At 62.3% G+C, this 23,288-nt stretch carries 20 protein-coding genes; 10 read left to right on the top strand and 10 right to left on the bottom strand.

Going from position 1 to position 23,288, the window contains the following annotated elements; genetic code table 11:
* Positions 1 to 21: 21 nt before the first annotated feature.
* Genes ribD through ribH form a run of 3 tightly spaced genes read left to right on the top strand, consistent with a single transcriptional unit; the run spans position 22 to position 2,726 of the window.
* A complete protein-coding gene (gene ribD, locus GGR30_RS12140; protein WP_183486595.1) occupies positions 22 to 1,053 on the top strand; it encodes a bifunctional diaminohydroxyphosphoribosylaminopyrimidine deaminase/5-amino-6-(5-phosphoribosylamino)uracil reductase RibD in 1,032 nt (343 codons plus the stop codon).
* Complete coding sequence (gene ribB, locus GGR30_RS12135; RefSeq protein WP_246413798.1) at positions 1,050 to 2,267, top strand: 3,4-dihydroxy-2-butanone-4-phosphate synthase; 1,218 nt, start codon at positions 1,050 to 1,052, stop codon at positions 2,265 to 2,267. The genes ribD and ribB overlap by 4 nt, the downstream gene beginning before the upstream one ends.
* Before the next feature lie 27 nt (positions 2,268 to 2,294).
* Positions 2,295 to 2,726 (top strand): 6,7-dimethyl-8-ribityllumazine synthase, encoded by a 432-nt coding sequence (gene ribH / locus GGR30_RS12130; protein WP_183486593.1) that lies wholly within the window; start codon positions 2,295 to 2,297, stop codon positions 2,724 to 2,726.
* 75 nt (positions 2,727 to 2,801) lie between these two features.
* Here ribH and GGR30_RS12125 read toward each other — a convergent pair whose 3' ends face one another.
* The 4 genes from GGR30_RS12125 to GGR30_RS12110 form a co-directional block, all read right to left on the bottom strand.
* Positions 2,802 to 5,036: a putative bifunctional diguanylate cyclase/phosphodiesterase gene (locus GGR30_RS12125; protein WP_183486591.1), complete on the bottom strand. Its 2,235-nt coding sequence runs from the start codon at positions 5,034 to 5,036 to the stop codon at positions 2,802 to 2,804.
* Between the two features lie 233 nt (positions 5,037 to 5,269).
* On the bottom strand, positions 5,270 to 8,593 hold the full coding sequence (locus GGR30_RS12120; protein ID WP_183486589.1) for an error-prone DNA polymerase: 3,324 nt from the start codon (positions 8,591 to 8,593) through the stop codon (positions 5,270 to 5,272).
* A gap of 9 nt (positions 8,594 to 8,602) precedes the next feature.
* Positions 8,603 to 10,072: a Y-family DNA polymerase gene (locus tag GGR30_RS12115; RefSeq protein WP_183486587.1), complete on the bottom strand. Its 1,470-nt coding sequence runs from the start codon at positions 10,070 to 10,072 to the stop codon at positions 8,603 to 8,605.
* Positions 9,999 to 10,580 carry an ImuA family protein gene (locus GGR30_RS12110; RefSeq protein ID WP_183486585.1) on the bottom strand — a complete coding sequence of 194 codons (582 nt, stop codon included), beginning with the start codon at positions 10,578 to 10,580 and terminating at the stop codon, positions 9,999 to 10,001. Before GGR30_RS12110 ends, GGR30_RS12115 begins: the two co-directional genes overlap by 74 nt.
* Positions 10,581 to 10,761: 181 nt before the next feature.
* Between GGR30_RS12110 and GGR30_RS12105 the strand changes: the two genes are divergently transcribed.
* Positions 10,762 to 11,322: a bifunctional transcriptional activator/DNA repair enzyme AdaA gene (locus GGR30_RS12105; protein ID WP_183486583.1), complete on the top strand. Its 561-nt coding sequence runs from the start codon at positions 10,762 to 10,764 to the stop codon at positions 11,320 to 11,322.
* Complete coding sequence (locus GGR30_RS12100) at positions 11,319 to 11,834, top strand: methylated-DNA--[protein]-cysteine S-methyltransferase (protein ID WP_183486581.1); 516 nt, start codon at positions 11,319 to 11,321, stop codon at positions 11,832 to 11,834. Before GGR30_RS12105 ends, GGR30_RS12100 begins: the two co-directional genes overlap by 4 nt.
* Here the strand turns inward: GGR30_RS12100 and GGR30_RS12095 are convergent.
* The gene (locus GGR30_RS12095) at positions 11,810 to 12,850 is read right to left on the bottom strand and encodes a helix-turn-helix domain-containing protein (protein ID WP_246413796.1); all 1,041 of its coding nucleotides are present in this window, start codon (positions 12,848 to 12,850) and stop codon (positions 11,810 to 11,812) included. The two genes, GGR30_RS12100 and GGR30_RS12095, sit on opposite strands and share 25 nt — an antisense overlap.
* A gap of 131 nt (positions 12,851 to 12,981) precedes the next feature.
* Here GGR30_RS12095 and GGR30_RS12090 point away from each other — a divergent pair, with 131 nt between their 5' ends.
* Positions 12,982 to 14,001, top strand: coding sequence for an alpha/beta hydrolase family protein (locus GGR30_RS12090; RefSeq protein ID WP_183486577.1), 1,020 nt, complete (start codon positions 12,982 to 12,984; stop codon positions 13,999 to 14,001).
* A 30-nt stretch (positions 14,002 to 14,031) separates the two neighbouring features.
* Here the strand turns inward: GGR30_RS12090 and GGR30_RS12085 are convergent, their stop codons facing one another.
* The 4 genes from GGR30_RS12085 to GGR30_RS12070 all read right to left on the bottom strand — a co-directional run bounded on the left by GGR30_RS12085 (position 14,032) and on the right by GGR30_RS12070 (position 17,460).
* A complete protein-coding gene (locus tag GGR30_RS12085) occupies positions 14,032 to 14,859 on the bottom strand; it encodes an ABC transporter permease (protein ID WP_183486575.1) in 828 nt (275 codons plus the stop codon).
* Positions 14,856 to 15,566: an ABC transporter permease gene (locus GGR30_RS12080; protein ID WP_183486573.1), complete on the bottom strand. Its 711-nt coding sequence runs from the start codon at positions 15,564 to 15,566 to the stop codon at positions 14,856 to 14,858. The genes GGR30_RS12085 and GGR30_RS12080 overlap by 4 nt, the downstream gene beginning before the upstream one ends.
* Positions 15,567 to 15,830: 264 nt before the next feature.
* Positions 15,831 to 16,607 (bottom strand): transporter substrate-binding domain-containing protein, encoded by a 777-nt coding sequence (locus tag GGR30_RS12075; RefSeq protein WP_183486571.1) that lies wholly within the window; start codon positions 16,605 to 16,607, stop codon positions 15,831 to 15,833.
* A gap of 55 nt (positions 16,608 to 16,662) precedes the next feature.
* The gene (locus GGR30_RS12070) at positions 16,663 to 17,460 is read right to left on the bottom strand and encodes an ABC transporter ATP-binding protein (RefSeq protein WP_183486569.1); all 798 of its coding nucleotides are present in this window, start codon (positions 17,458 to 17,460) and stop codon (positions 16,663 to 16,665) included.
* Positions 17,461 to 17,644: 184 nt separating this feature from the next.
* On the opposite strand from GGR30_RS12070, the gene GGR30_RS12065 reads away from it, so the two are divergent.
* Genes GGR30_RS12065 through GGR30_RS12050 form a run of 4 tightly spaced genes read left to right on the top strand, consistent with a single transcriptional unit; the run spans position 17,645 to position 21,918 of the window.
* Positions 17,645 to 18,493, top strand: coding sequence for a dimethylarginine dimethylaminohydrolase family protein (locus tag GGR30_RS12065; protein WP_246413795.1), 849 nt, complete (start codon positions 17,645 to 17,647; stop codon positions 18,491 to 18,493).
* 1 nt (position 18,494) lies between these two features.
* A complete protein-coding gene (locus GGR30_RS12060; RefSeq protein WP_183486565.1) occupies positions 18,495 to 19,130 on the top strand; it encodes a TetR/AcrR family transcriptional regulator in 636 nt (211 codons plus the stop codon).
* 5 nt (positions 19,131 to 19,135) lie between these two features.
* Entirely contained in the window at positions 19,136 to 20,332 is a 1,197-nt protein-coding gene (locus tag GGR30_RS12055; RefSeq protein ID WP_183486563.1) for a pyridoxal phosphate-dependent aminotransferase, read from the top strand.
* The gene (locus GGR30_RS12050; RefSeq protein WP_183486561.1) at positions 20,329 to 21,918 is read left to right on the top strand and encodes a 5-guanidino-2-oxopentanoate decarboxylase; all 1,590 of its coding nucleotides are present in this window, start codon (positions 20,329 to 20,331) and stop codon (positions 21,916 to 21,918) included. Before GGR30_RS12055 ends, GGR30_RS12050 begins: the two co-directional genes overlap by 4 nt.
* Before the next feature lie 101 nt (positions 21,919 to 22,019).
* Here the strand turns inward: GGR30_RS12050 and GGR30_RS12045 are convergent, their stop codons facing one another.
* Positions 22,020 to 23,090: a porin gene (locus tag GGR30_RS12045; protein ID WP_183486559.1), complete on the bottom strand. Its 1,071-nt coding sequence runs from the start codon at positions 23,088 to 23,090 to the stop codon at positions 22,020 to 22,022.
* Positions 23,091 to 23,288 lie beyond the last annotated feature (198 nt).

Here is a 23,288-nt window from a genome sequence, read left to right as displayed (position 1 = left end):
TTTGAGCAATGAGGCGAAGGCATGGGCATCCACCCCGCCAAAGACAGTTTGAATGCGGCCGTTGTCACGGCGGCCTTGGCGCGTGCGCTTGACGGAGCCGGTCGCTTTGCCGGCGCGACGACGCCCAATCCGCCGGTCGGCTGTGTGCTCCTTGATGCCGCCGGCACGGTGATCGCAGAAGGATACCATCGCAAGGCGGGCATGGCGCATGCGGAGGCGGAGGCGATTGCCTCCGCCCGCGCGGCCGGCCTCGTCGAACGCATCGACACCGTCGTCGTCACGCTCGAGCCTTGCAACCATCACGGCCGCACGCCGCCGTGTGCCGATGCCATCCTCGCAACGCCGGCCCGCCGCGTCATCATCGGTGCGCCCGATCCAAACCCCGGCGTGGCGGGCGGCGGGGCTGTCCGGCTTGCCGCAGCCGGGCTTTCGGTCTCCTTTGCCGCCGACCTGCCGGGCGAACGCGCCGGAACGCTCGCGCGCCGCGCATCCCGATTGATCGCCCCCTTTTCGAAACATGTTCTCACGTGCCTGCCCTGGGTGACCGTCAAACAGGCTCTCGACGAAACGGACGACATGGTGCCGCCCGCGGGCGCGAAGACCTTCACCTCGCCCTCGTCCCTGGTTCTGGCCCACCGTCTGCGCCGCCGTGCCGACGCGATCCTTACCGGTTCCGGCACCATCCTTGCCGACAATCCCGAGTTTACCGTCAGGCGGGTGGCCGATTTTGCCGGCAAGTCCCGTATTCTCGCCATACTGGACCGGCGGAGCCGCGTGCCGGACGCTTATGTCGCCGCGGCGGAAGCGCGCGGCTTTCGCGTCATCCGGCCCGAAGCGCTTGAAGCCGCGCTGGAAGAACTGGGCCGCCGAGGCATCATGGAGGTGCTGGTGGAAGCCGGACCGACGCTGACGGCAGCCGTGCTGCAGGGCGGGTTCTGGGATGAACATGTGCTGATCCATAAAGACAATCCCGACCGGGTGCGGGTCTTCCATCGCTCCCTGGAATTTGACGCATCGGATATTGCGGTACTGCCGCACGGAGAAGAAGAATGACCAGAATGGAACGCAATCTGACAGCCTCTTCCGTCGAAAAGGCGATGGAAACTCTGAAAGCCGGCGGCATGGTGCTTCTGGTGGATGACGAGACCCGCGAGAACGAGGGTGATGTCGTCGTCGCTGCCGATTTTGCGACGCCGGAAGCCGTCAATTTCATGGCAAAACATGCCCGCGGCCTGATCTGCCTGACGCTGACGGGCGAGCAGGTTGACCGGCTCGGCCTGCCGCCGATGGTCCCAAATAACCGCGCCCGCCATTCAACTGCCTTTACCGTGTCTATCGAAGCGGCCGAGGGGGTTACCACCGGAATTTCGGCAGCCGAGCGCGCCCGCACGATTGCCGCGGCCGCCAATCCCGAGGCGAAGCCCGCAGACATCGTCTCGCCGGGGCATATGTTTCCGCTGCGGGCTGCCGAAGGCGGCGTGCTGGCGCGCGACGGCCATACCGAAGGCGCGGTCGACCTTGCCCGTCTTGCCGGCCTTAATCCGGCGGCCGTGATCTGCGAGGTCATGCGTGACGACGGCGAGATGGCGCGATGGCCCGATCTCGAGACCTTTGCCCAGGATCACGACATGCCGCTCCTGACAATCAGGGAACTCGCCGAGTACCGCCTGCGCACCGAAATCCTGGTCGAGGAAGTTGCCCGGGCGGCGCTTCCGACCGCAGTTGCCGGCTTTGAAGCGCATGCGTTCAGAAGTCTCGTTGACGGAACGGAGCATCTGGCGCTGGTCAAGGGACCTCTGGATGGCGCTCCGCTGGTACGTGTCCATTCCGAATGCCTGACCGGCGACGTCTTCTCCTCGCTTCGCTGTGACTGCGGCGAGCAGCTTCGTCAGGCGATGACGCTGATCGGCGAGGAGGGAGGCGTGATCGTCTATCTGAAGGGGCAGGAGGGGCGCGGTATCGGCCTTGCCAACAAGATCCGCGCCTATGCGCTCCAGGACAAGGGGCTCGACACCCATGCGGCCAACGTCGCGCTTGGCCTTCCGGCGGATGCCCGCGAATACCATGCGGCGGCGCATATCCTCAAAAGCCTCGGCATCACGCGCCTCAGGCTCCTCTCCAACAATCCCGAAAAGCCTGCCGCGCTCGAAAATGCCGGTCTTCGCATCGAAGGGCGCAGGCCGCTGATCGCCGCCTCAAACCCGTTCAACGAAACCTATCTCTCAACAAAGCGCGAGAAATTCGGCCACCTTCTGCCGTCGTCGTGAAATCTGATCCTGAAAGGAAATCCATCCGTGTCCCACCGTATCGCGATCGTCATCTCCCGTTTCAATGAAAAGGTCACGAGTGGCCTCCTGAACGGCGCGAAGGCCGAACTTGCCGAGCGCGGCGTCACGCTCGCCGAAACCGACATATTTGACGTTCCCGGCGCCTTCGAAACGCCTCTGGTCGCCAGAAAGCTCGCCAAGAGCGGCAGGTATGACGGGATCGTCTGCATCGGCGCGGTGATAAAAGGCGACACGGCTCATTTCGAATATATCTCCGAAGCCGCCGCTCATGGGCTGATGCAGGTCCAGCTTGAAACCGGCGTTCCGGCCTCCTTTGGCATCCTGACCACCTATACCGCGATCCAGGCCTTCGAGCGCTCCGCCGATGACGAGCACAACAAGGGGCGCGAGGCCGCGGCTGCCTGCGTCGAGGCGCTGGAGGCGCTGGCCAGGGCCTGAACGGCCCGGTTGCCTCTCAAGACAGGCGGATGGAACGAGCGGCGCCGTGTTTGCAAGAGAAAAGGCGGCGTCGTTCTAGTCCTTGGCGTCGTCGCCAGGCGCCGTTGCCGCAAGTGTTGCGTCCAGCTTCGCGGTATCGTGTGCTATGCCGAGCTTCCTGTTGATGTCACGTAGCGGCATCGGCTGTGCGTAGAGGAACCCCTGCAGATCGTCGCAGCCCATTCTGGTCAGGGTGTCCCCTTGTTGCGATGTTTCCACGCCCTCTGCGGTGGTCCTGAGCCCCTTGGCATGGGCTATATCGACGATCGCGCGAATGATGGCTTCGTCGTCGGCCTTGCCCTCCAGCCCCTGGACAAAGCTCCTGTCGATCTTGATACGGTCGATATTGAGAGATTGCAGACGTCCCAGCGACGAGAAGCCTGTACCGAAATCGTCGATGGCTATCCGCACGCCGAGATCGCGAAGCGCGATCAGATTGTCGACCGCTGCACTGTCTTCGTCTGTTGCCACGGACTCGGTGATTTCGAGTTCGAGGCGGGATGGCGCAAGGCCGGTCGCAACCAGGACCTTCTCGACCTTGCCGGCATAGGCGGGGTTGGCGAGTTCGACCCCCGAAACATTGACCGCGACCGACAGGCCGTGCCATTTCGCTGCGGCCGCGCATGCTTTGTGCAAGGCAAACTGGCCGATGTCATCGATCAGTCCGGCCTCCTCCGCGATCGGTATGAATAATTCGGGCGAAATCCATCCGATTTCGGGGTGATGCCAGCGGAGCAGGGCCTCGCAGCCGACAATCTGCCGGGTGCGGGCGGACTGGATCGGCTGGAAGTAGACAGAGAGTTGGTTTTCGCCGAGAAGCGCCTGTCTGAGGTCCATTTCCGTTTTTCGACGCAAGCCGAGAGTCTCGTCCATGGCTTCGGAGAAGAAGGAGTAGCGGCCCCGACCGGTGGTCTTGGAATAGTAGAGCGCCACATCCGCCTTGCGCAGCAGGTTGATCCGGTCGTCGCCGTCACGGGGAAAGATGGCGGCGCCGATGCTGACGCCGATAAAAACCGTATTGCCGTCGATCTGGAACGGCTTGCGTGCGGCATCGACTATGCGCTGACAGAGCGCGTTGATCTCCCGTTCGCCGTCGCGGCCGCTCAGCATGACGGTGAATTCGTCTCCGCCGATCCGGGCCACGAGGTCATCTTCGCGAAGGGTTGACCTGAGCCTTCCGGCAAATTCGCTGATCAGCGCGTCGCCTGCCGGATGGCCGAGCGTGTCGTTGACCTGCTTGAAGCGGTCGAGATCAAGATAGAGAAGGGCGAGTGGTTTTTTGACGTTGTCGGCCAGCCGGCGATCGACCCTGTCGTTGAAATACATCCGGTTGGGAAGGTCGGTCAACGGATCGTGCATTGCCAGATAGCGGATGCGCTCCTCGCTTTCCTCAAGCTTCTTCGACCGGTTGTGATGGATGATCAGGAAAATCGCGATCGAAACGAGCGCGATCGCCAGAACGCCGATCAGCACCGGTATAACACTTGCCATCACTGCCGAGCCTGGCCGGTAGGGCTGCCAGACGAAGTAACCGATATTTCTGCCCTCGCTGGTCGTCAGTGGCTGGTTCGAGCCTTCCGGCATCCAGGAAAAGCGGAGGTCTTCGAACATATAGTCGTCCTGAAGTTCCTGGATCAGGCTGCCGTCGAGAAACCGGACGGCGACATGCAGATGCTCCTCGCCCGCTTCCTGCCGGACGAAGTCGGAATGCGGGACGATCGGCTTGACGCTGACGACGGCCGGACGGTCCCTGATCACCGCCAGATCGGAGACACCGGGGGTCAGGACCTGCTCGTTGACCTGGCTGTAGTCGCCGGCGGCCAGCTTGGCCCGAAGCGCTTCGGCAAGGGGCGCGACCTCGCTTTCGATGGCGTCATAGGCGTATTGGCTCGCCATGGCTCCATCCGTGAAAGCGTAAAGCGCCCGGTCGGACGGATCGAGGATGTAGACGCCGTCAAAGCCGAAATAGTCGTGCATCCAGGTGCCGAGATTGTCGTCGATCCAGGCGAAATTGCCGGCGCGAACCTCGACGACCGCGTCGTCCCAGACCGTGGAGCTTTCCTGGTCATGCGCCACTTCGGTCTGCAGCTGGGAAATCACGAGCCGGACGAGCCGCGCCTGGCGTTCGTGCGATGCTTCGTCCGTCTCCTTGCCTGCCCAGACCAGCAGGGCGACAACGCCAATGCCGATCAGCAGCGCAAGCGTCAGTGCGGGAACTGCGCGTGTCAGGAGAAACCGAAAGCGGCCTTTGACCTGTGTTTTTTTATTCATTGTCGAAGCCGATCAACCAATTCGGGGCGGAGACTATGGGCAATGGCGCATCGTGGCGCAAGACGAACATGCTCTATTGTATGAACTTAAGTGTCTTTACGTCTTCGGAAGTGTTTCAGATGACACAGGGGGTCGTTTTGTCAGGACGTGGAAGCCGGTTTGAAGATCGTACTGTTGTTTCCGGCATCATGCCGGAGGCGGTCCGGCTGCTCTTTTTGACAGCCGTTAATGCCTCAATGAAAATCCCGGCTTGGAAACAGTTTCTTCGCCTGTTCGCGCGGATGATGCGCGCGGGGCTGGAGCCTGGGCCTTCGCGGCGTGTCATCGGCTTTAGGGTCGGTGACGCCGATGGCATCGTCCATCGGGTGGCCGAGTTCTGAGAGGCGCCAGGAGCAATCCTCGATGGTTTCGGCGATCACATGGACGACCACGCCCTCGCGCTGCAGCTTGCCGGTGACCTTCAGCAGGCGTCCGCCCATCACCGTGCGGCGGAAGCGCTCATAGACCTTGTTCCAGACGACGACGTTGGAAACGCCGGTCTCATCCTCCAGCGTCAGGAAGATGACGCCCGAGGCCGTTCCGGGGCGCTGGCGGGTGATGACCAACCCTGAGACGCTGACGCGCCGTTGCGGTGTTGTCGCCAACGCTGAATGGAGAGTCAGGCCTGGCATTTTCGGACGAAGGAGCTCCATCGGGTGGGCTCTGAGGCTCATGCGGGTGGCGACGTAATCCTCCACCACCTGCTCGCCGAGATTCATCACCGGCAGGAGAACATCCGGTTCAAGAATATGCTCGCCAACGATCGGGTCGTTGAAAAGCGGAAGCGGCTTTGGCGCGCGGATCGCCTTGACGCGCCACAGCGCATCGCGGCGGGAAAGTCCCGCATCGGCAAAGGCATCAGCCTCGGCGAGGCGCTCGAGCACCGCCGGCATCAGACCGGCCCTGAGCCACACGTCTTCCGGTGTCTGATAGCCGTTGCCCCGGGCCTTCTCCAGCCAGGTCGCGTCCTCCTGTTTCAGCCCCTTGATCTGGCGGAAGCCGAGCCGCAGGGCATAGGCGCCATCGGCGCGGCGTTCCAGCGTGCAGTCCCAGGCACTGTGATTGACCGAGATGGGGCGGACTTCCACCTGATGCTCGCGGGCATCGCGGACGATCTGGGCGGGGGCGTAAAAACCCATCGGCTGCGAGTTTAAAAGCGCGCAGGCGAAGGCCGCCGGATAGTGGCATTTCAGCCAGGCCGAGACATAGGTGAGCATGGCAAACGCCGCCGCATGGCTTTCGGGGAAGCCGTAATCGGCAAAGCCCCGGATCTGGGCAAAGCAGCGTTCGGCGAAATCGCGTTCATAGCCATTCTTGAGCATGCCATTGACGAACTGCGCCTCGAATTCGCCGATCGTGCCCATCTGGCGGAAGCTTGCCAGCGAACGGCGCAGCCGGTCGGCATCCTCGGCCGAAAAGCCGGCGGCGACCACGGCGATCAGCATGGCCTGTTCCTGGAACAGCGGCACGCCGAGCGTCTTCTTCAACACATCCTCAAGTTCCGGCGAGGGGTATTCTATCTTTGCCTTTCTCTGACGGCGCTGGATATAGGGCTGCACCATGCCGCCCTGGATCGGGCCGGGGCGCACGATCGCCACCTCGATGACGAGGTCGTAGAATTTGCGTGGCTGCATGCGCGGCAAAAAGTTCATCTGTGCCCGGCTTTCCACCTGAAACACGCCGACGGCATCGGCGGCGCAGAGCATGTCATAGGTTGCCGCGTCGCCCTGCGGCACCTCGGCGATGGTGAGCGGGCGGTTATAGTGGCGGGACAGGAGGTCGAAGCTTTTCTGCAGGCAGGTCAGCATGCCGAGGCTCAGGACATCCACCTTCAGGATCTGCAGTGCATCGATATCGTCCTTGTCCCATTCGATCACGGTGCGGTCTTCCATCGCGGCGTTTTCGATGGGACAGAGTTCGTCCAGCCGGTCGTGGGTGATGACGAAGCCGCCGACATGCTGCGACAGATGCCGGGGGAAGCCGATGATTTCACCGATGATGCGTACCGTCTGGGTGAGCCTCCGGTCGGAAAGATCAAGCCCGACTTCCTTCAACCGTTCGGGATCGGCGCCCTTGCTGGAAATGCCCCAGATCTGGCCGGAAAGGGCGGCGGTGACATCGTTCGACAGGCCCATCACCTTGCCGACCTCGCGGATCGCCGCACGCGAGCGGAAATGGATGACGGTGGCGCAAAGCCCGGCATGGTCCCGGCCATATTTGTCATAGATATGCTGGATCACCTCTTCGCGCCGCTCATGCTCGAAATCGACGTCGATATCGGGCGGCTCGCCGCGATGGCGGGAGACGAAACGCTCGAACACCATGCCGATCATGTCGGGACTGACATCGGTGATCCGCAGCGCATAGCAGAGGATGGAGTTGGCCGCCGAGCCGCGGCCCTGACACAGAATACCCTTGCTGCGGGCAAAGACGATGATGTCATGCACGGTGAGGAAATAGGCGGCGAAGCCGAGTTCGTCGACCAGTGCCAGTTCCTTTTCGGCAAGCTCGCGGTGGCGCGCCGGTATGCCTTCAGGGTTGCGCCACTTCAGTCCTTCCCAGGTGAGCCGCGCGAGCCGGGCTTGCGGCGCCTCGCCATGAGCGACTTCGGCAGGATAATTGTAGGAGAGCTCTGTCAGGTCGAAGGTGAGGCGCGCGGCAATCTCCAGCGTGCGGCGGATGGCGGCGGGGTGGTCGCGGAAGATATGCGCCATCTCGTCAGCCGGCTTCAGCCGCCGCTCGGCATTCGGCAGCGCAAGGCGGCCGATCTCGTCGATGGTGATGTGGTGGCGCATGCAGGTCAGCACATCGGCAAGCTGGCGGCGGCTGGCGTGATGCATCAGCACGTCGCCGACGGCGACCATGGGTGCGCCGGTGGTATGCGAAAGCGCCGTCAGGGTTTTGAACCAGGCGGCGTCGGAACCGTCATAGCGGGGGGCGGCGCCGGTGAAGACGTGGCCGGGAAAGCGGCGGAGCGCCTGGGTGATATGCCCTGTCACCTCCGCCTTTTTCTTCATCTCCTGAGGCAGGGCAATGAGGATCGAACCGTCGGCCCAGTCCAGCATGTCGCTCAGATAAAGCAGGCATTCGCCCTTTTGCGTGCGCTGTTTGCCGAGGCTTAGGAGCCGCGCGAGTTTCTGATAGGCGGATTTGTCCTTCGGCAGGGCCACGAAATCGACCGGACTGTCGGAAAGCACCAGACGGCAGCCGACGATCAGGCGTGGCAGGCGGCGGATCCGCGGTAGCGGGATGGTTTTTGCTCCACCGACGGACTGGCGCGATGAAGGGTCGATATTCTCCGCAAGCCTGATGCATTGCTCCTCCGTTTCCTTTTCCAGCTTGCGTCGCGTTTCCTTCAGTGCCCTGAACGCACGGACCACACCGGCGAGCGAATTGCGGTCGGTAATCGCAATGGCGTCGAGGTCCAGCTCGGCGGCGCGGACCACCATCTCCTCCGGGTGTGAGGCGCCGGTGAGGAAGGTGAAATTGGAGGTGACGCATAATTCGGCATAATCCATCGGGCGATCTCACGCGAAGAGGCCATGCACGAACCAGCCGGGCGCTTGCGGAGTGTGGAACATCCACAGCCTCAGCCCCTGCCGGGTTTCCACCCGCCAGTAATCGCGAAGCCCGGAGCGCCAGGCCTCGTCCGGCCGCCACCACTCCGGCGCGATCCGTTCCGGTCCGCTGCTTGAAGCTGTCTCCAGCCGCATGCGCCGCCAGGAAAAGCGCGACGGCGGGCGACGGGCGGCGTCACTCGTCACCGGCTCGGGGGCGAACATGCGCAAGGGGCGGGGATGGTCCATGCGCCATTCGGCATCCACCCTTCCATATGATCCGGGAATATCGGTGAAACCACGTTCGGGAATATGGCTGGCGACGGGCTGGAAGCGGACGATGTTATCAAGCCCGATGCGCGCGCCGAGCCGGGTTACGAGATCGTCCAGTGCTTCGCCCTCAACGAGCCCGCCTTCGCCGATTTGCTCGGCGGGCAGACCTTCCACCTCGCTCGCCTCAAGTCTGATCCGCTCTATGCCGAAACCGGCGTCAATCTCGCCCACGGACCGCTCGAAAAGCTTCAGAATGCGGGTCGTATCGCGCATCGGTCGGGCGAGGCGAAGGGTAACGTTCTGACGGGTCTGGTCAACGCGCTCGACGGAAAGCGTGATGGCGCGGGCACCGGCTTCCCGGCTCTTCAGCCTTAGGCAAAGCGTTTCCAGGAGGCGGGAAAGGGCGGCCATCACATCATCGACAAGGCCGATCGGTTCGGGAAAGCTCATCCGCACACCATAATGCGGCGGCTCGGAAAGCGGCGACACGGCCTCGCCGCGTGTCCCGAGCGCCTGTTCGAGCCGCTCGATCAGCGCCATGTCGAAACGGCGGGCAAGGGTAGCGCGCGGCAGGGCGGCAATATCTTCAATGGTGTTGAGGCCGAGGCGCTTCAATGCGGTGGCGGTCTTCTCGCTTATGCGCAGTGCAGAAACCGAAACCGGGCCAAGTGTAGCGCCTGTCTTGCCTTCAGGCGCAATGCCGGGAGCGAAATGGGCAAGCGCCCAGGCAGCGCCGCGCGTATCGGCAATGCCGATTCTTGCGGAAAGCCGGCTGCGCAAAAGCCGGGCCTTCATGTCTTCAAGCATCGTCGCTTCGCCATCGAAGAGGTGGGCGGCGCCGGTGATGTCGAGCACCAGCCCGTCCTCGTCATCGAGCCCGGCATGGGGCGTATAGCGCGTCGCCCAGCGGGCGAGCATTCCGAGGAAGCGCCGATCGGCGTCGAGATCGGCGGGGCGGGTGATGAGATCCGGCACATAGGCGCGGGCGTCGGCAAGCCCCATGCCGCGCTCCAGCCCCTGGCGTTCGGCCTCCCGGTTCAGGCAGTAAAGCCGGTCGTGATTGCCTTCCGTCAGGGTGACGGCAAACGGTCCATCAACCGGGTGGGTCCTGAGAAGCCGCTCGCTCGGCAGTCTTTGAAACCATATGGATACGACGCGCCGTTTCATCCCAACGCACTGCCCAACTGTTATTTGTTCCTGTTTTGTTCTTTATAATCGACCACTCCTGCAGAGTCGAGTCGGAAGCGGAAAACAGCGGTTTGCAGAACCAGCGCGTCGTGGCCGCCTGGTTGCCGGCGCCTTCCGGATGAAGCGAAAGGCCGATGCTGCGGCCGCTTTCGGCAGCAAGCTGCAACCGGCGGCCGGGGGTGAGTTCGACAGGCTTGTCCACTTCCATGACAACGAGACCGACGGCGCCGGAGCGCAGGCCCTCTTCCGCCGCGGCCAGCGTTTCCGTCTGGTCGGCGGTGCGTGCAAGGATGATGTCGCGCGGGTCGAAAAAGGCCGAAAGCGCCACCGGATTGATCTCCTCGAAAAACCAGGCCGGCTTGATCCACAGCACCGTGCCGCGCGTCATGCCGGAAAGAGCTGCTGCAAAGAACGTCGCACCGGGGCCGGAGGCATCATGCACCCGGCCGCGCTGGAGTGGGAATATGGTCGAAAATTCATCCTGCATGGCCGCATGATATAGCGGATGGGAAGAGAATGAAAAGGGAACAAATTTGTGAGAATAGATGGTTTCAAATGACATCTGCGACGGGGTGAGGGTGTCTGCCGATCGAGATGGAACCGCCATTTCCGGACCTCATTCTTACGACGTGCTCGTATCCGGGCGGAGAGGCTGGTAAACTTTTCCCATGTTGGATTTTGACACATGCAATGATGCGCGACTGAGGCGCGACCCGGCATTTGACGGCGTGTTCTTCACCGCCGTCAGGACAACGATGATCTATTGCCGGCCAGTTTGTCCGGTAAAGCCGCCTCTGACGAAGAATGTCAACTTCTACTCGAGCGCTGCGGCGGCCGAGCGGGCCGGGTATCGTCCGTGCCTGCGCTGCCGGCCGGAAACAGCACCTTTTTCGCCGGCCTGGAACGGTTCGCGCAGTACGGTGGAACGTGCGCTGAAACTGATCGCCGATGGCGCGCTGGATGAGGCGGGCGTTGACGCGCTGGCCGAGCGACTCGGTATCGGAAGCCGGCACCTGACACGCCTTTTTGCCAGACATGTCGGCGCTTCGCCGCTTCAGACGGCCCAGACGATGCGGATCGGCAGGGCGAAACGCCTGCTGGATGAAACTTCGCTGCCGATGACGGACGTCGCGGCAAAAGCCGGTTTCGGCAGCGTGCGGCGCTTCAATGCCGTCTTTTCAAGGCTGTACGGGCGTCCGCCATCCTCTCTGCGCAGGCCGGCGCCATGACGCTGCTCTATACCCATATGGAAAGCCCGGTCGGCCCTCTGCTTCTGGCCGGTGATGGTCAGGCACTCCATGTTATGAGTTTTTCGACCGGTGCAAGGCCGAGAAAGCCAGAGCCTGAGTGGCGCCGGGATGATGCGCCGTTCAAAGAGGCAAAGCGCCAGCTCGATGCCTATTTCGCAGGAGACCTGCGCTGTTTCGATTTGCCATATCATCTCTCCGGCAGCGATTTTCAGGTCCGGGTCTGGCGTTATCTCGCAGAAATCCCCTTCGGCGAGACCCGCAGCTATGGCGCGGTGGCTTCAGCCCTCGGCGATGCCGGTGCCAGCCGCGCTGTCGGGGCGGCAAACGGAAAGAACCGGCTGGCAATCATCCTGCCATGCCACCGGGTGATTGGCGCGAACGGCGCGCTTGTCGGTTTCGGCGGCGGGCTTGAGACCAAGACATATCTTCTGCGGCACGAAGGCGCGCTTCCCGCGACGGAGGATCGTCAGTTCGATCTGTTCGACATCTGAGGCGGACGAACGTTTTCTTCTGCCTCTGTCTTCAGCCACAAGGTCGGGCTTTTTCCGGTGACACGGGCAAATTCGCGATTGAAATTGGACTTGGTGTTGAAGCCGCTGGAAAGCATGGCGGTGGTGATGTTGTCTCCAAGCTTCAGCCGGTCGCAGGCATGGTTTATGCGGAAACGGTTGATGTGACGGGAGACATTGTCGCCGGTGACCCGGTTGACCGCGGTGGACAGCGTCTTGGCGGGCAATTTGAGACGGCGCGCGAGCCTTGCGAGTGTGAGCGCCGGGTCGAGATAAAGCGTTTCTGCAGCCAATAGCGCATCAAGCCGCGCAACAATCTCTGCGTCTGCCTCTGTTGCTTCGGGCTGTTCCGGGCGAGGGAACTCCTTCACATCACCTTCGCCGAAAGCGTTCGGCGAAAGGCCGAGAAGGCCGGCCGCAAGAAGCGCTGCCGACGTGAAAATGCTAACGATCAAAGGTTTCAACGATGGAGCGCCTGCGAAAATGACATAGGCAATCAGCGAGTCGCTGAGCGCTGAGAGAATGAGGCTTGTCGCAATGCCCGCCCAGAGCCATTGCGGCTGGCGTCCCGCTTCAAGCCGGGCCAGCGGCAGCGTATCGCCGCCGGTCTTCAGCGCCATCAATATCCGCACCCCATAGGCCAGAAACAGCAGCGGGATGATGGCATCCACCGTAATGGGTGCGAACAGCACGCAAAACAGGGTGAAGGCGGGGGCGGCCAGATGGATGAAATCCCGCCCTGGCCGCAGTGGTTCAATGAAGGAGGAACGAAAGGCGAGCCACGCGCAGACCGGAACGGTGCTCGCTGTCACCGGCTGTACCGGCTGCAGGGAGGTGACGCTGTAATACTGCACCAGCGCAACAATCAGCCCCTGGAGCGCGCAGGCCGAGAGAAAGACAGCGATCGCGAATGGCCGCCTGTCGCCGGCAAGCATCCGCAAAACCATGAAACCCAGCACCAGCGCGGTGACCATCGGAACCGGAAGAACCAGCATCATTTCATTCCTCGATTGAGCCCCCGCATAGTGCAAAATCCGGTTTCCGGCGACCACAAACCGGAAAAAGGACGCTGCCATCGCCCAAAAAACCGCAAGGACAGGCCTTCTCCAATCGATGAAAGGTGTTCACGATGAAACGGCTTGTGCTTTCCCTTCTTTCCGCATTTGCCCTCGCCGCTCCGGCTTTGGCAACGGACAATCTCCCCGCCTATGAGCGCCTGACGGTGACGAGTGCGCAACGACCGGCTCCGCTTGCGGCAACGCTGTGGTATCCGGCAAAGACCAGAAGCTATCGTGGCATTGTCGGCGATAATGCGGTCTTTCGAGGTGCATCCGGCCAGATGGGCGCGCGAATTGCCGATGGCACATTTCCGTTGTTTCTGTTTTCCCACGGCTCCGGCGGCAATATGGATAACAGCGCGTGGCTGATGGCGGCGCTGGCTGAACGCGGTGCCATGGTGCTGGCGGTCAATCATCCTGGCAGTACGACGGGCGATTCTTCTCCGCGCGCCTCGGTCTATCTGGACCGGCGCGCCGGCGACCTTTCCGCGGCACTCGATATGCTTCTTGATGATCCGGTTTTAGGTCCACATGTCGATCGCTCGGTCATTACCGCGATCGGCTTCTCGCTGGGGGGCGGCACGGCGCTCAATCTTGCCGGCCTGCGGTTCGACGGCGCCGATTTTGCCGACTATTGCCGGGCAGATCCGCAACAGCTCGACTGCATCTTCATGTCCAAGGGCAATCTCGATCTTGACCGTCTGCCTGACGGGTTTTCGGCCGACGCCAGCGATGACCGGGTCGGTCGCGCCATCGCCATCGATCCCGGTTTCACCTATGCGGCAACGCAGGACACTATTCATTCTGTCGAGCGTCCCGTTCTGGTGATCAATCTCGGCGAGGAAAACCTCATGCGGGCCGCGGATGTCTCCGAAGCCGGCAGCAATCTTGTCGCGCGCCTGCCGGACGCCAAGCGGGTCGTTGTGGCGCCGGCGCATCACTTCACCTTTCTGGCCGAATGCAAGCCTGCCGGTGCCGCCCTGCTGGCAGAAGAGCAGGATGATCCGGTTTGCGATGATCCTGAAGGGGCCGACCGGGCGGACGTCCATGAGCGCATCATCGATGTCGTGGCACGGTTTGCCGGATTGTGACGCATGCGGGCCGCCTCATGCGGCCCGTCATCACATGCCGCGTGTCGGGATCTTGTTTTCGAAGTGGCGGAAGGTCGTCACCAGAATCCCTGTCAGGCAGAGATAGAGAAAGGCGAGAAAGAGCAGCGGCTCATAGGTGAGGTAGGTCGATTGGCGGATATCACCGACGACGGCATAAAGGTCGATCACGGTGATGGTCGCGACCAGCGGCGTCGATTTGAGCTGTACCACGGTTTCGCCCGCAAGCGTGGGGAGCGCCCGGTGCACCGCGCGCGGCAGCCAGATGCGTGTCAGCACCTTCCAGCGGCCCATGCCATAGGCGCGGGCGGCTTCGAGTTCGCCATGCGGTACGCCGGCAAAGGCCCCGCGCATGACCTCGCCTTCATAGCCCGCATAAGAAAGCGTCAGCGCCAGAAGCCCGTAGGGCCAGGCCTCGCGCAGATAGGGCCACAGAAAGGATTGGCGGATCTCGGGGATGCCGGGAAAGAGCGAGCCGAGGCCGTAATAAAGCAGCCAGAGCTGCAGAAGCAGCGGCGTGCCGCGAATGATGGTGCAGAACACTCGTGCCGGCCAGGCGAGTATTTTGGGTCCCGTGACCTGAACAAGACCGAGTGGCACGGCCATCAGAAAGCCGAGCACGGTGGAGGCCGCCAGAAGGACAATCGTGATCCACAATCCGGCAAGCAGCATGCCGGCATATTCCGGCAGCCAGTCCCAGCGCATCTTGACCGCCATCAGAATGAGCAGGCCAAGCGCTACGGCCATGATGGCAAGCCTGTGCGGGCGCATCAATGCGGAGAGTTTGGGCAAGGGCGGCGGGGTTTCGATTTCGGCCAGATCGTCGGGCTGCGTGCTCATGTCCGCCTCCTCACCATGCCGCGGCTGGCGCGACGCTCGAGGAGCTGAAGCAGAACGTTGGAAACCAGCGTGACGGCGAGATAGAGAACACCGGCAGCCGAGAAGAACAGGAAATATTCATGTGTCACGCCGGCGGCCTGTCTTGTGGCGAGTGTTAGCTCGGTAAAGCCGACCACGGCAAGGAGGGCCGTGTCCTTGGTGGTGACCAGCCAGAGATTGGCAAGGCCGGGAATGGCATGCGGCAGCATGGCCGGCAGCGTGATCCGCCGCATCACCATGGCGGGCGGCATGCCATAAGCGCGGGCGGCTTCGATCTGGCCCGGCGGAATGGCAAGGATTGCCCCGCGCAGAACCTCGGTGGAATAGGCGCCCTGCACCAGGCCGATGACGAGAATACCGGCCAGCATGCCGGAAATGTCGACGGAGGAGAAACCGAGCGTGCCCATCAGGTTGTTGAGCGCTGCTGTGCCGGCATAATAAAGCAGCACGATCAGCACCAGTTCGGGAATGGCGCGCACCACGGTGGTGTAGATTTCCAGGAGATCCTTGATCACTGGACCGCCATAGAGCTTGCCGGCTGAGCCGAGAATGCCGATCACCTGACCGAGCGCGAAACCGCCGGCGGCCACCTGTAGCGAGGTGACAAGGCCGCGAAGCAGCGCGCCGCCCCATCCGGGCGGTGACAAGGCGAGCAATTCCCAGTTCATCTTCTTTCCCTGTCTGGCCCGTTCAATGCGCCATCCTGCTTGGTAATGCCATAGCCTCGCGGCCAATCTCCCCCTTTGAGGGGGAGATGCCCGGCAGGGCAGAGGGGGGTTGAATTTCAGCCTGACGCTCTCAGTCCGTAGTGAGGGGTCACCCCTCTCTGTCGCTTCGCGACATCTCTCCCTCAAGGGGAGGGATGGACTGTGCCGCGGGCTCAGACATCAAAGGAGGGCCGACACCTGTCGCGGCACTCCTTCATGCCTTGATCAATCGCCGTAGATGTCGAAGTCGAAATACTTCTTCGAGATCTCTGCATAGGTGCCGTCTTCACGAACGGCGGCGATCGCGGCGTTGAACTTCTCAAGCAGTTCGGTGTCGCCCTTGCGCAGGCCGACGCCGATGCCGGGGCCGTAGATCTGGACATCCTGCGCGACAGTGCCGACCATTTCGCAGCAGGCCTTGCCATTGTCGCTTTCCAGGAAGGGCTGCAGGGTCACGAGATCGGCGATTTCCGCGTCGATGCGGCCGGCATAAAGGTCCTGGTTGACCTCGTCCTGGGTCTGGTAGGTCTTGATCTTCGCATCAGGGAAATGCTTTTCGGCATAGGCCTGGTTGGTGGTCGAGACCTGGACGCCGAGCACCTTGCCCGACAGGCTTTCATTGGTCGGCTTGATGTCGGAGCCGGCCTCGGCAACGATGGCGCCGGGCGTGCTGTAATATTTGTTTGAGAAAGCGATTTCCTTTTCCCGCTCCGGCGTGATCGACATGGACGACATGATCGCGTCGATCTTGCCAGCGGTCAGGGCCGGGATGATGCCGTCCCAGGCAATCGGGGTGACAACGCAGTCAAGCTCGGCCTTGTCGCAGACGGCGTTCATGAAATCGATTTCCCAGCCGGTCCAGTTGCCCGAAGCGTCCGGCACGGTAAAGGGCGGATAAGGCTCGGCTGCAACGCCAACCTTCACGGTTTCAGCCGATGCCGCGCCGGCCATCAGCGTGAAGCAGGCGGCGGCGCCGAAAAGTGCGGATGTCAGTTTCTTCATGTTTGCGGTTCCCTCTTTGTTGGGTCTGGCCGGCTCGGGATGCTTCCCGTTCGGCCTATTGGACGGAGCTGATGAATTTCCTCAGCCGATCGGATTCCGGATTGTCGAAGACGGTTGCGGGCGCGCCTTGTTCCTCCACGCGTCCATCATGCAGAAAGACGATTTCGCTGGCGACCTCGCGGGCAAAGCCCATCTCATGGGTGACGAGCAGCATGGTGCGGCCTTCCTCGGCCAGGTCGCGGATCACGGTCAGCACCTCGCCGACAAGTTCGGGGTCGAGGGCGGATGTCGGTTCATCGAACAGCATGGCTTCCGGCTGGATGGCAAGCGCTCTGGCGATCGCCGCGCGCTGCTGCTGCCCGCCGGACAAGAAGGCGGGATAGGCTTCGCGTTTCTCGTAGAGCCCGACGCGACGCAGGAGCGTTTCGGCCTCGGCGATCGCCTCGTCGCGCTTCACGCCGAGAACGTGGACCGGCACTTCGATGACATTCTGCATCAGCGTCATGTGCTGCCAGAGATTGAAGCTCTGAAACACCATGGCAAGACGGGTTCGGATGCGTTGGATCTGCTTGCGGTTGGCCGGCATCAGCCCGCCATGGCCATCGGCCTTCATGGCGATTTCCTCGCCATGCACGCAGATGCGGCCGCGTGTCGGCCATTCAAGCATATTGATGCATCGCAAAAGTGTGGATTTGCCCGAGCCGGATCCACCGATGATGGCGATGACCTCGCCCTGGCGGGCCTTGAGCGACACGCCCTTCAGCACTTCGAAATCCCCGAAGGATTTATGAAGATCGTCGATGGTGACCGCTTCTGCGAGGTCGCCATCCTGCGGATTGTTTTCAGCCTTCATTAAAACGCTTTGCCGTTCCCGGTGTGCCGGCGCTCATGCACTTCTTCCGGTGCGATCAAGCCGACGATCAAAAATCGTTCCTTGTGTTCATTACTACACTTGCGAGCTTATTATGCAAGTGTATAACTAGCAAAGATTTCGCATAAGCGTGGAGATGAATGGAATGAGTTTCGGAGCGCAAACCATGGCGCAGCCCATCAAACGGGTGATCATGCGCCAGCCCGGTGAAAGCCTGCTCAAGGCCGAGCCCGCCATCTGGCATTACGGCAAGACCTTCGATGCCAAACGCGCGATCGACCAGTATGCGGCCTTTGCCGATCTGGTGGCCGCTTCCGGGGCCGAGATCCTCTGGTATGAGGACAAGGGGGACGGGCTCGCCGACGCGATGTTTACCCATGATCCTTCGCTTGTCGCTGACAGCGGCGCCATCCTGCTCAACATGGGCAAGCCCTTGCGCAAGGGCGAGGTCGACGGTCACGAGGCGATCTACCGTGAAGCCGGCATTCCGATTCTTGGACGGCTTTCCGGTTCGGGCACGGTAGAAGGCGGAGATTGCGTCTGGGTCGACGAGCGCACGCTCTGCATCGGCCGCGGCGTGCGCTCCAACGCTGAAGGCATTGATCAGGTGCGCAGGCTTTTGGCCCCGCATGGCATTTCTGTCCTGAGCTTCGATCTGCCGCTGTGGCAGGGCGAGGAGGCCTGCCTGCATCTGATGAGCGTGATCTCGCCCTTGGCCGACAAGCTGGCGCTGGTCTATGCGCCGCTTCTGCCCGCGCCGTTCTATCAGTTGCTGAAGGAAAAGGGCTATAGGCTGGTGGAGGCGCCGGAGGACGAATTCATGGCGTCCAACGGCCTCAATCTCAACGTGCTTCCGACGAAGCCGCTCGACGTGATCGCCGTTGCTGGTTTTGACAAGACAAAGGCAGCGATGGAAAAAGCCGGTTGCACCGTCGCGACATTCGAGGCCGATGCGCTCTGCATCGCCTGCGAGGGCGGACCGACCTGCCTGACGCGGCCGATCCTTCGAGGCTGAGATGAGCCGCAAGCCCTTCCGTCGCGCCTCCGACGCCGAACGGCGTGCCGATCTTATCGAGGCGATGCTGGACTGCATCGCCGAGGGCGGCATCCAGAACGCGACGGTTCGCGAGGTGGCGGATCGGGCAGGCGTCTCCGGCGGGTTGATCCGCCATTATTTCGCGACCAAGGAACAGCTTCTGCACGCCGCCTATCGCCAGACCATGGCGGCGATGACAGAGATATCCGCAGAGGCGGGCATGGCGGACGGCAAGAGCGCCCGGCAGAAGCTCGCCGGTTTCGTCGCCGCCTGCCTGATGCCGCCGATGATCGACGCAAGGCGACTGTCGCTCTGGGCGGCCTTCATCGCCATGGCGCGGATCGACCCGGCCATGGGGGCGATCCACCGGGAAAGCTATCTCGAATACCGGACGCTGATCGAACGCCTTCTCGCCGGCGCCTTTCATGAAGCGGGCCGGAACGTCGATGACGCAGACATCCGGCGGCTGGCGATCGAGATCAACGCCGTTCTCGACGGGCTCTGGCTCGAGGGCTCGCTTGCCGGCGACATTTTCGAAGACAGGGAATTGCTGAAAGCGGGGCTGCATTCGGTGGGATCGATCACCGGCCTCCGGCTTGATGACATTGAAGGATGACAGACATGCATTACGCCAGGATTTCCAACCGCCTCGGCGGGCTCGGCTCCGACAAATGGGCCGTGCACCTGAAGGCGCGTGCGATGAAGGAAGCCGGTACGCCGATCCTGGAACTGACGATCGGTGAGCCCGACGTCGATCCCGACCCCGTGCTGGCGGATGTCGTTGCCAGGGCCCTGTCGGAAGGCCGGATCGGCTATTCCAACGGGCGCGGCGAGCCGCCGCTTCTGAAGGCGCTTTCCAGGCGCTACACTCGGCGCACGGGCCGGGCGATCGGGGAAGAGAATATTGTCTGTTTTCCGGGCACCCAGACAGCGCTCTTTGCCGTGATGCTGACTTTGGCGGAAGAGGGCGATGCCGTGCTTGTCGGCGACCCGCTTTATGCCACCTATGAAGGCGTGATCCGCGCTACGGGGGCCGAGATGGTGCCGGTGCCGCTCAGGCCCGAGGACGGATTCCACATGCGCGCCGAAATTCTCGAACAGGCGATCACGGAAAATGCCCGCGTGCTCCTGCTCAACACGCCGCATAACCCGACCGGCGCTGTGCTGACGGCGGAGGAACTTGCGGCGATCGGCGCTGTCTGCCGCAGGCACGACCTCTGGATCATCGCCGACGAGGTCTATGAGGAACTGATTTTCGGCGGCGAATTCGCCTCGCCGCTCGACAATGCGGATCTGGCCGAACGCACGATCGCCGTCTCCTCGATCTCCAAATCCCATGCCGCCCCCGGTTTCCGTTCGGGCTGGGCAATCGGACCGGCGGAATTCTGCGAGCGGCTTTTGCCTGTCGCAGAAACCATGCTGTTCGGAAACCAGCCCTTCATCGCCGACGCGACGGCTGCGGCGATCGAGCGGCCCAGTGGCGTTTCCGCCATGCTGAGGGCTTCGCTCAAGCGCAGGGCAATGCTGTTGGTCGAGGCTCTTTCTGCGGCGCCCGGCATTGCCTGCGCCATGCCCGAAGCGGGCATGTTCGCGTTTGCCGACGTCTCGGCTACCGGCCTTGCCGGCGAAGCCTTCGCGCTGGGCTTGCTTGAGGTCGAGCACCTGGCGGTCATGCCCGGCTCGTCCTTCGGCGTTGAGGCGGATGGCTTTATCCGCGTCAGCCTGACCGTTCCGGACGAAGACATCGTCGAGGCGGCGCGGCGGATCGCCCGGTTCGCAGCAAGCCTGACTGCTGAGAAGAAGGTTGCCCGCGCATGAGCGACGCACAGACAATGACTGTCGGCGAGGCACTTGTCCGACTGCTCGAGATCCATGGCGTCGAGGTGGTTTTCGGCATTCCCGGCGTTCATACGGCTGAACTCTACCGCGGGCTTGCCGCCTCGAAGATCCGTCACGTCACGCCACGTCACGAACAGGGCGCGGGCTTCATGGCTGATGGTTATGCCCGCGTCACCGGCAAACCAGGTGTGGCCTTCGTTATCACCGGGCCGGGACTGACCAACACGATCACGGCGATGGCGCAGGCGCGCGCCGACAGCGTGCCCATGCTTGTGATCTCCGGCGTCAACGCCCGCAAGACGCTTGGCAAGGGGGAGGGGTGCCTGCACGAACTGCCGGACCAGCAGGCACTTATGCGAAGCTTTGCCAAGGAATCCGTCACGCTGATGCGGGGTGGAGAACTTTCCGGGACGCTCGCTCGCTGCCTGGCGCTTGCCATATGCGGCCGTCCGGGGCCTGTGCATCTGGAGATTCCGACCGATGTCATGATTGAGAAAATCGTCCTACCCGAGACGACGGCCTTGTCCGAGGCGTTGCCGGATACTGACGAAGACGCGCTTGAGAGATCAGCGGCGCTGGTCGACGCGGCAAAGGCGCCGGTCATTCTGGCGGGCGGCGGCGCATCTGGCGCGGATCAGGCCTTGCGGGGCTTCGCCGAGCGTCTGGATGCTCCCGTCGTGCTGACGGCAAACGCGCGCGGATTGTTGGCGGGCCATCCCTTGCTGGTTCCCGCCAGCGCCAGCCTCAAGCCTGTGCGTGATCTGATCGCTCAGAGCGATCTTGTGATCGCCGTTGGAACAGAGTTTGGGCAGACCGATTATGACGTCTATGTCGATGGCGGATTTCCGCCATTGCCCCGGCTCGTCCGCATCGATCTCGACAGCGAGGGAATTGCCTTGGGCCCGCCCGCCGATGCGGCGATCTTGGCAGACAGCGCTGTGGCGCTTGTGCGCTTGTCCGCTCTTTTCCAGGCGCGGAAAAATGATGGAGCGCGGCGTGCCAAAGCGGTGCGGGAAGAGGCCTGGGCCGGGCTTTCGGACAAGATCAGAGACGAGGTCTCGCTTCTGCACCGCCTGCGCGACAGGGTGCCCGGCGGACGCTTCGTCGGCGATTCGACTCAGCTCGTCTATGCAGCCAACCTCTATTTGGAGGCAGAGGAGCCAAAGCGCTGGTTCAATTCCGCCACCGGCTACGGCGCGCTTGGCTATGTGCCGCCGGGAGCCATAGGCGCGGCGATCGGCGACCCATCGCGTCCCGTCATCGCCATTGTCGGCGATGGAGGCCTGCAGTTCTCGCTTTCCGAGCTTGGGACGGCCGCCGACGAGAAGGCGAATATCGTCTTCCTCGTCTGGAACAATCGCGGCTACCGCGAGATCGAGACCTATATGGAAGATGCCGGCATCGTGCCGGAGGGCGTGAAGCCGACGCCGCCTGACATGGAGAAGATCGCCGCAGCCTATGGGCTCGGCTTTTCAACAACGGCGGATGAAGATGCGCTCGTTGCGGCGGTCGCGACGGCGGCTTTGAGCGGCGGACCCCATCTGGTCGAGTTCCGCACCGACTGAAGCCGTCGTGCGCAAAAAAAAAGCCCGGGATCCGGCAAGAAGCCGCATTCCGGGCGAAGAAAAAGAGGCCCGTTTCGGGGCCTCTTCTCGGGCAACTTGGATTAGAAGTCGCGCTGCAGGCGGAACCAGCCAGCCCAGTAATCGTCGTCCGAATAGCTGTCAGGCAGGTCGGTGTAGCCAACATTGACCTTGGCGCTCAGGCCGTCGACGATGGTGTAGTCGAACAGGACGCCTGCCGACCAGAAGTCTTCGTTGTCGGCGCCCGGAACCTTGGCAGAGGTCCACTGGTAAGCCGGCGTGATCGAGAACTTCTCGGTAACGTCGAGCTGGTAACCGGCGGCAAGAGCCCATTCAGCGTAGACGCCCGGAACAGCCGACGGGGTTGCCAGCGAGTAGTCGTAGAACTCATTGCCGAAGGTGTTGGCATATGCGTTCCAGCCGCTGGAGTAGTTCGCACCGAGGTCCAGAGTGCCCGGGCCGATTGCGAACGAGGTCATGAGCCGCAGCGAAGCTTCTTCGTTGTAGGTGTCGTATGCAGCGTCAAACTTGGCGCCAACGCCACCGGCCTGGAAGCCGATACGACCGGATACGCCGAGCTTCGGCATGTCGTCGTTGGAAAGGCCAACCATGTCGGCTTCAAGAGCGTCCAGCGAGAGGCCTGCTACGAAGCCGTCACCGGCGAAGACGTAGCGCATGGAGTTGAAGCGGGTGTTGCCTGCCAGGTCGTCGATTTCGCCGATGAGACCTTCATCCCAGTAGCTGTAGAAACGACCGGCCTGGAAACCGCCGAGGCCGAGATAGGCTTCGTTGATGTAGGTCGTGGTGGAGCCGTCGTTGGAATAGGCTTCGCTACGCAGCGAGATCAGGCCCGTGACCGTGCCGAGCTCGGAATCGGTCTTCGAGGAGATGTCGAGCTGACCGCGGGTGAAGACGTTCCATGCGTCCGGAACATTGCCGCCGTTGGAGCCGTCAACCTGGAAACGGATGTAACCGCCGACGTTCAGGCAGGTCTCGGTACCGGGAATGTAGAAGTAGCCGGCCCCGAAAGCGTCACAAACTTCGACATAGTTGTTCTGAACCGGTTCGATGACGACGACCGGGTCGGCCGCTTGCGCGCCGGTTGTGGCTGCAAGCGCAGCAGCAGAGCCAAGAAAGAGGCTTTTGAGGTTCATGAAGATAACTCCTCGTTGAATTAAACGGGGGCAGTAGGTCTTGCCCTGGGCTGGAAGCAGTTCGTTGCGTTGCATCCATCCGCATCAAACCCGCAGAGACCGTTTCGAACAATAAACCTTCGGTGGAATTCTAAATCAATCGACTGATTAATAATGCCGTGTTGCGGTTCTGCAACGATAATGCCTTGTGAATCAACG

Source organism: Martelella radicis (assembly GCF_014196625.1).
GTDB lineage: Bacteria > Pseudomonadota > Alphaproteobacteria > Rhizobiales > Rhizobiaceae > Martelella > Martelella radicis.
The sequence above is the reverse complement of the archived record's forward strand: the minus strand, read 5'-3'. Positions and strand labels throughout refer to the sequence as shown.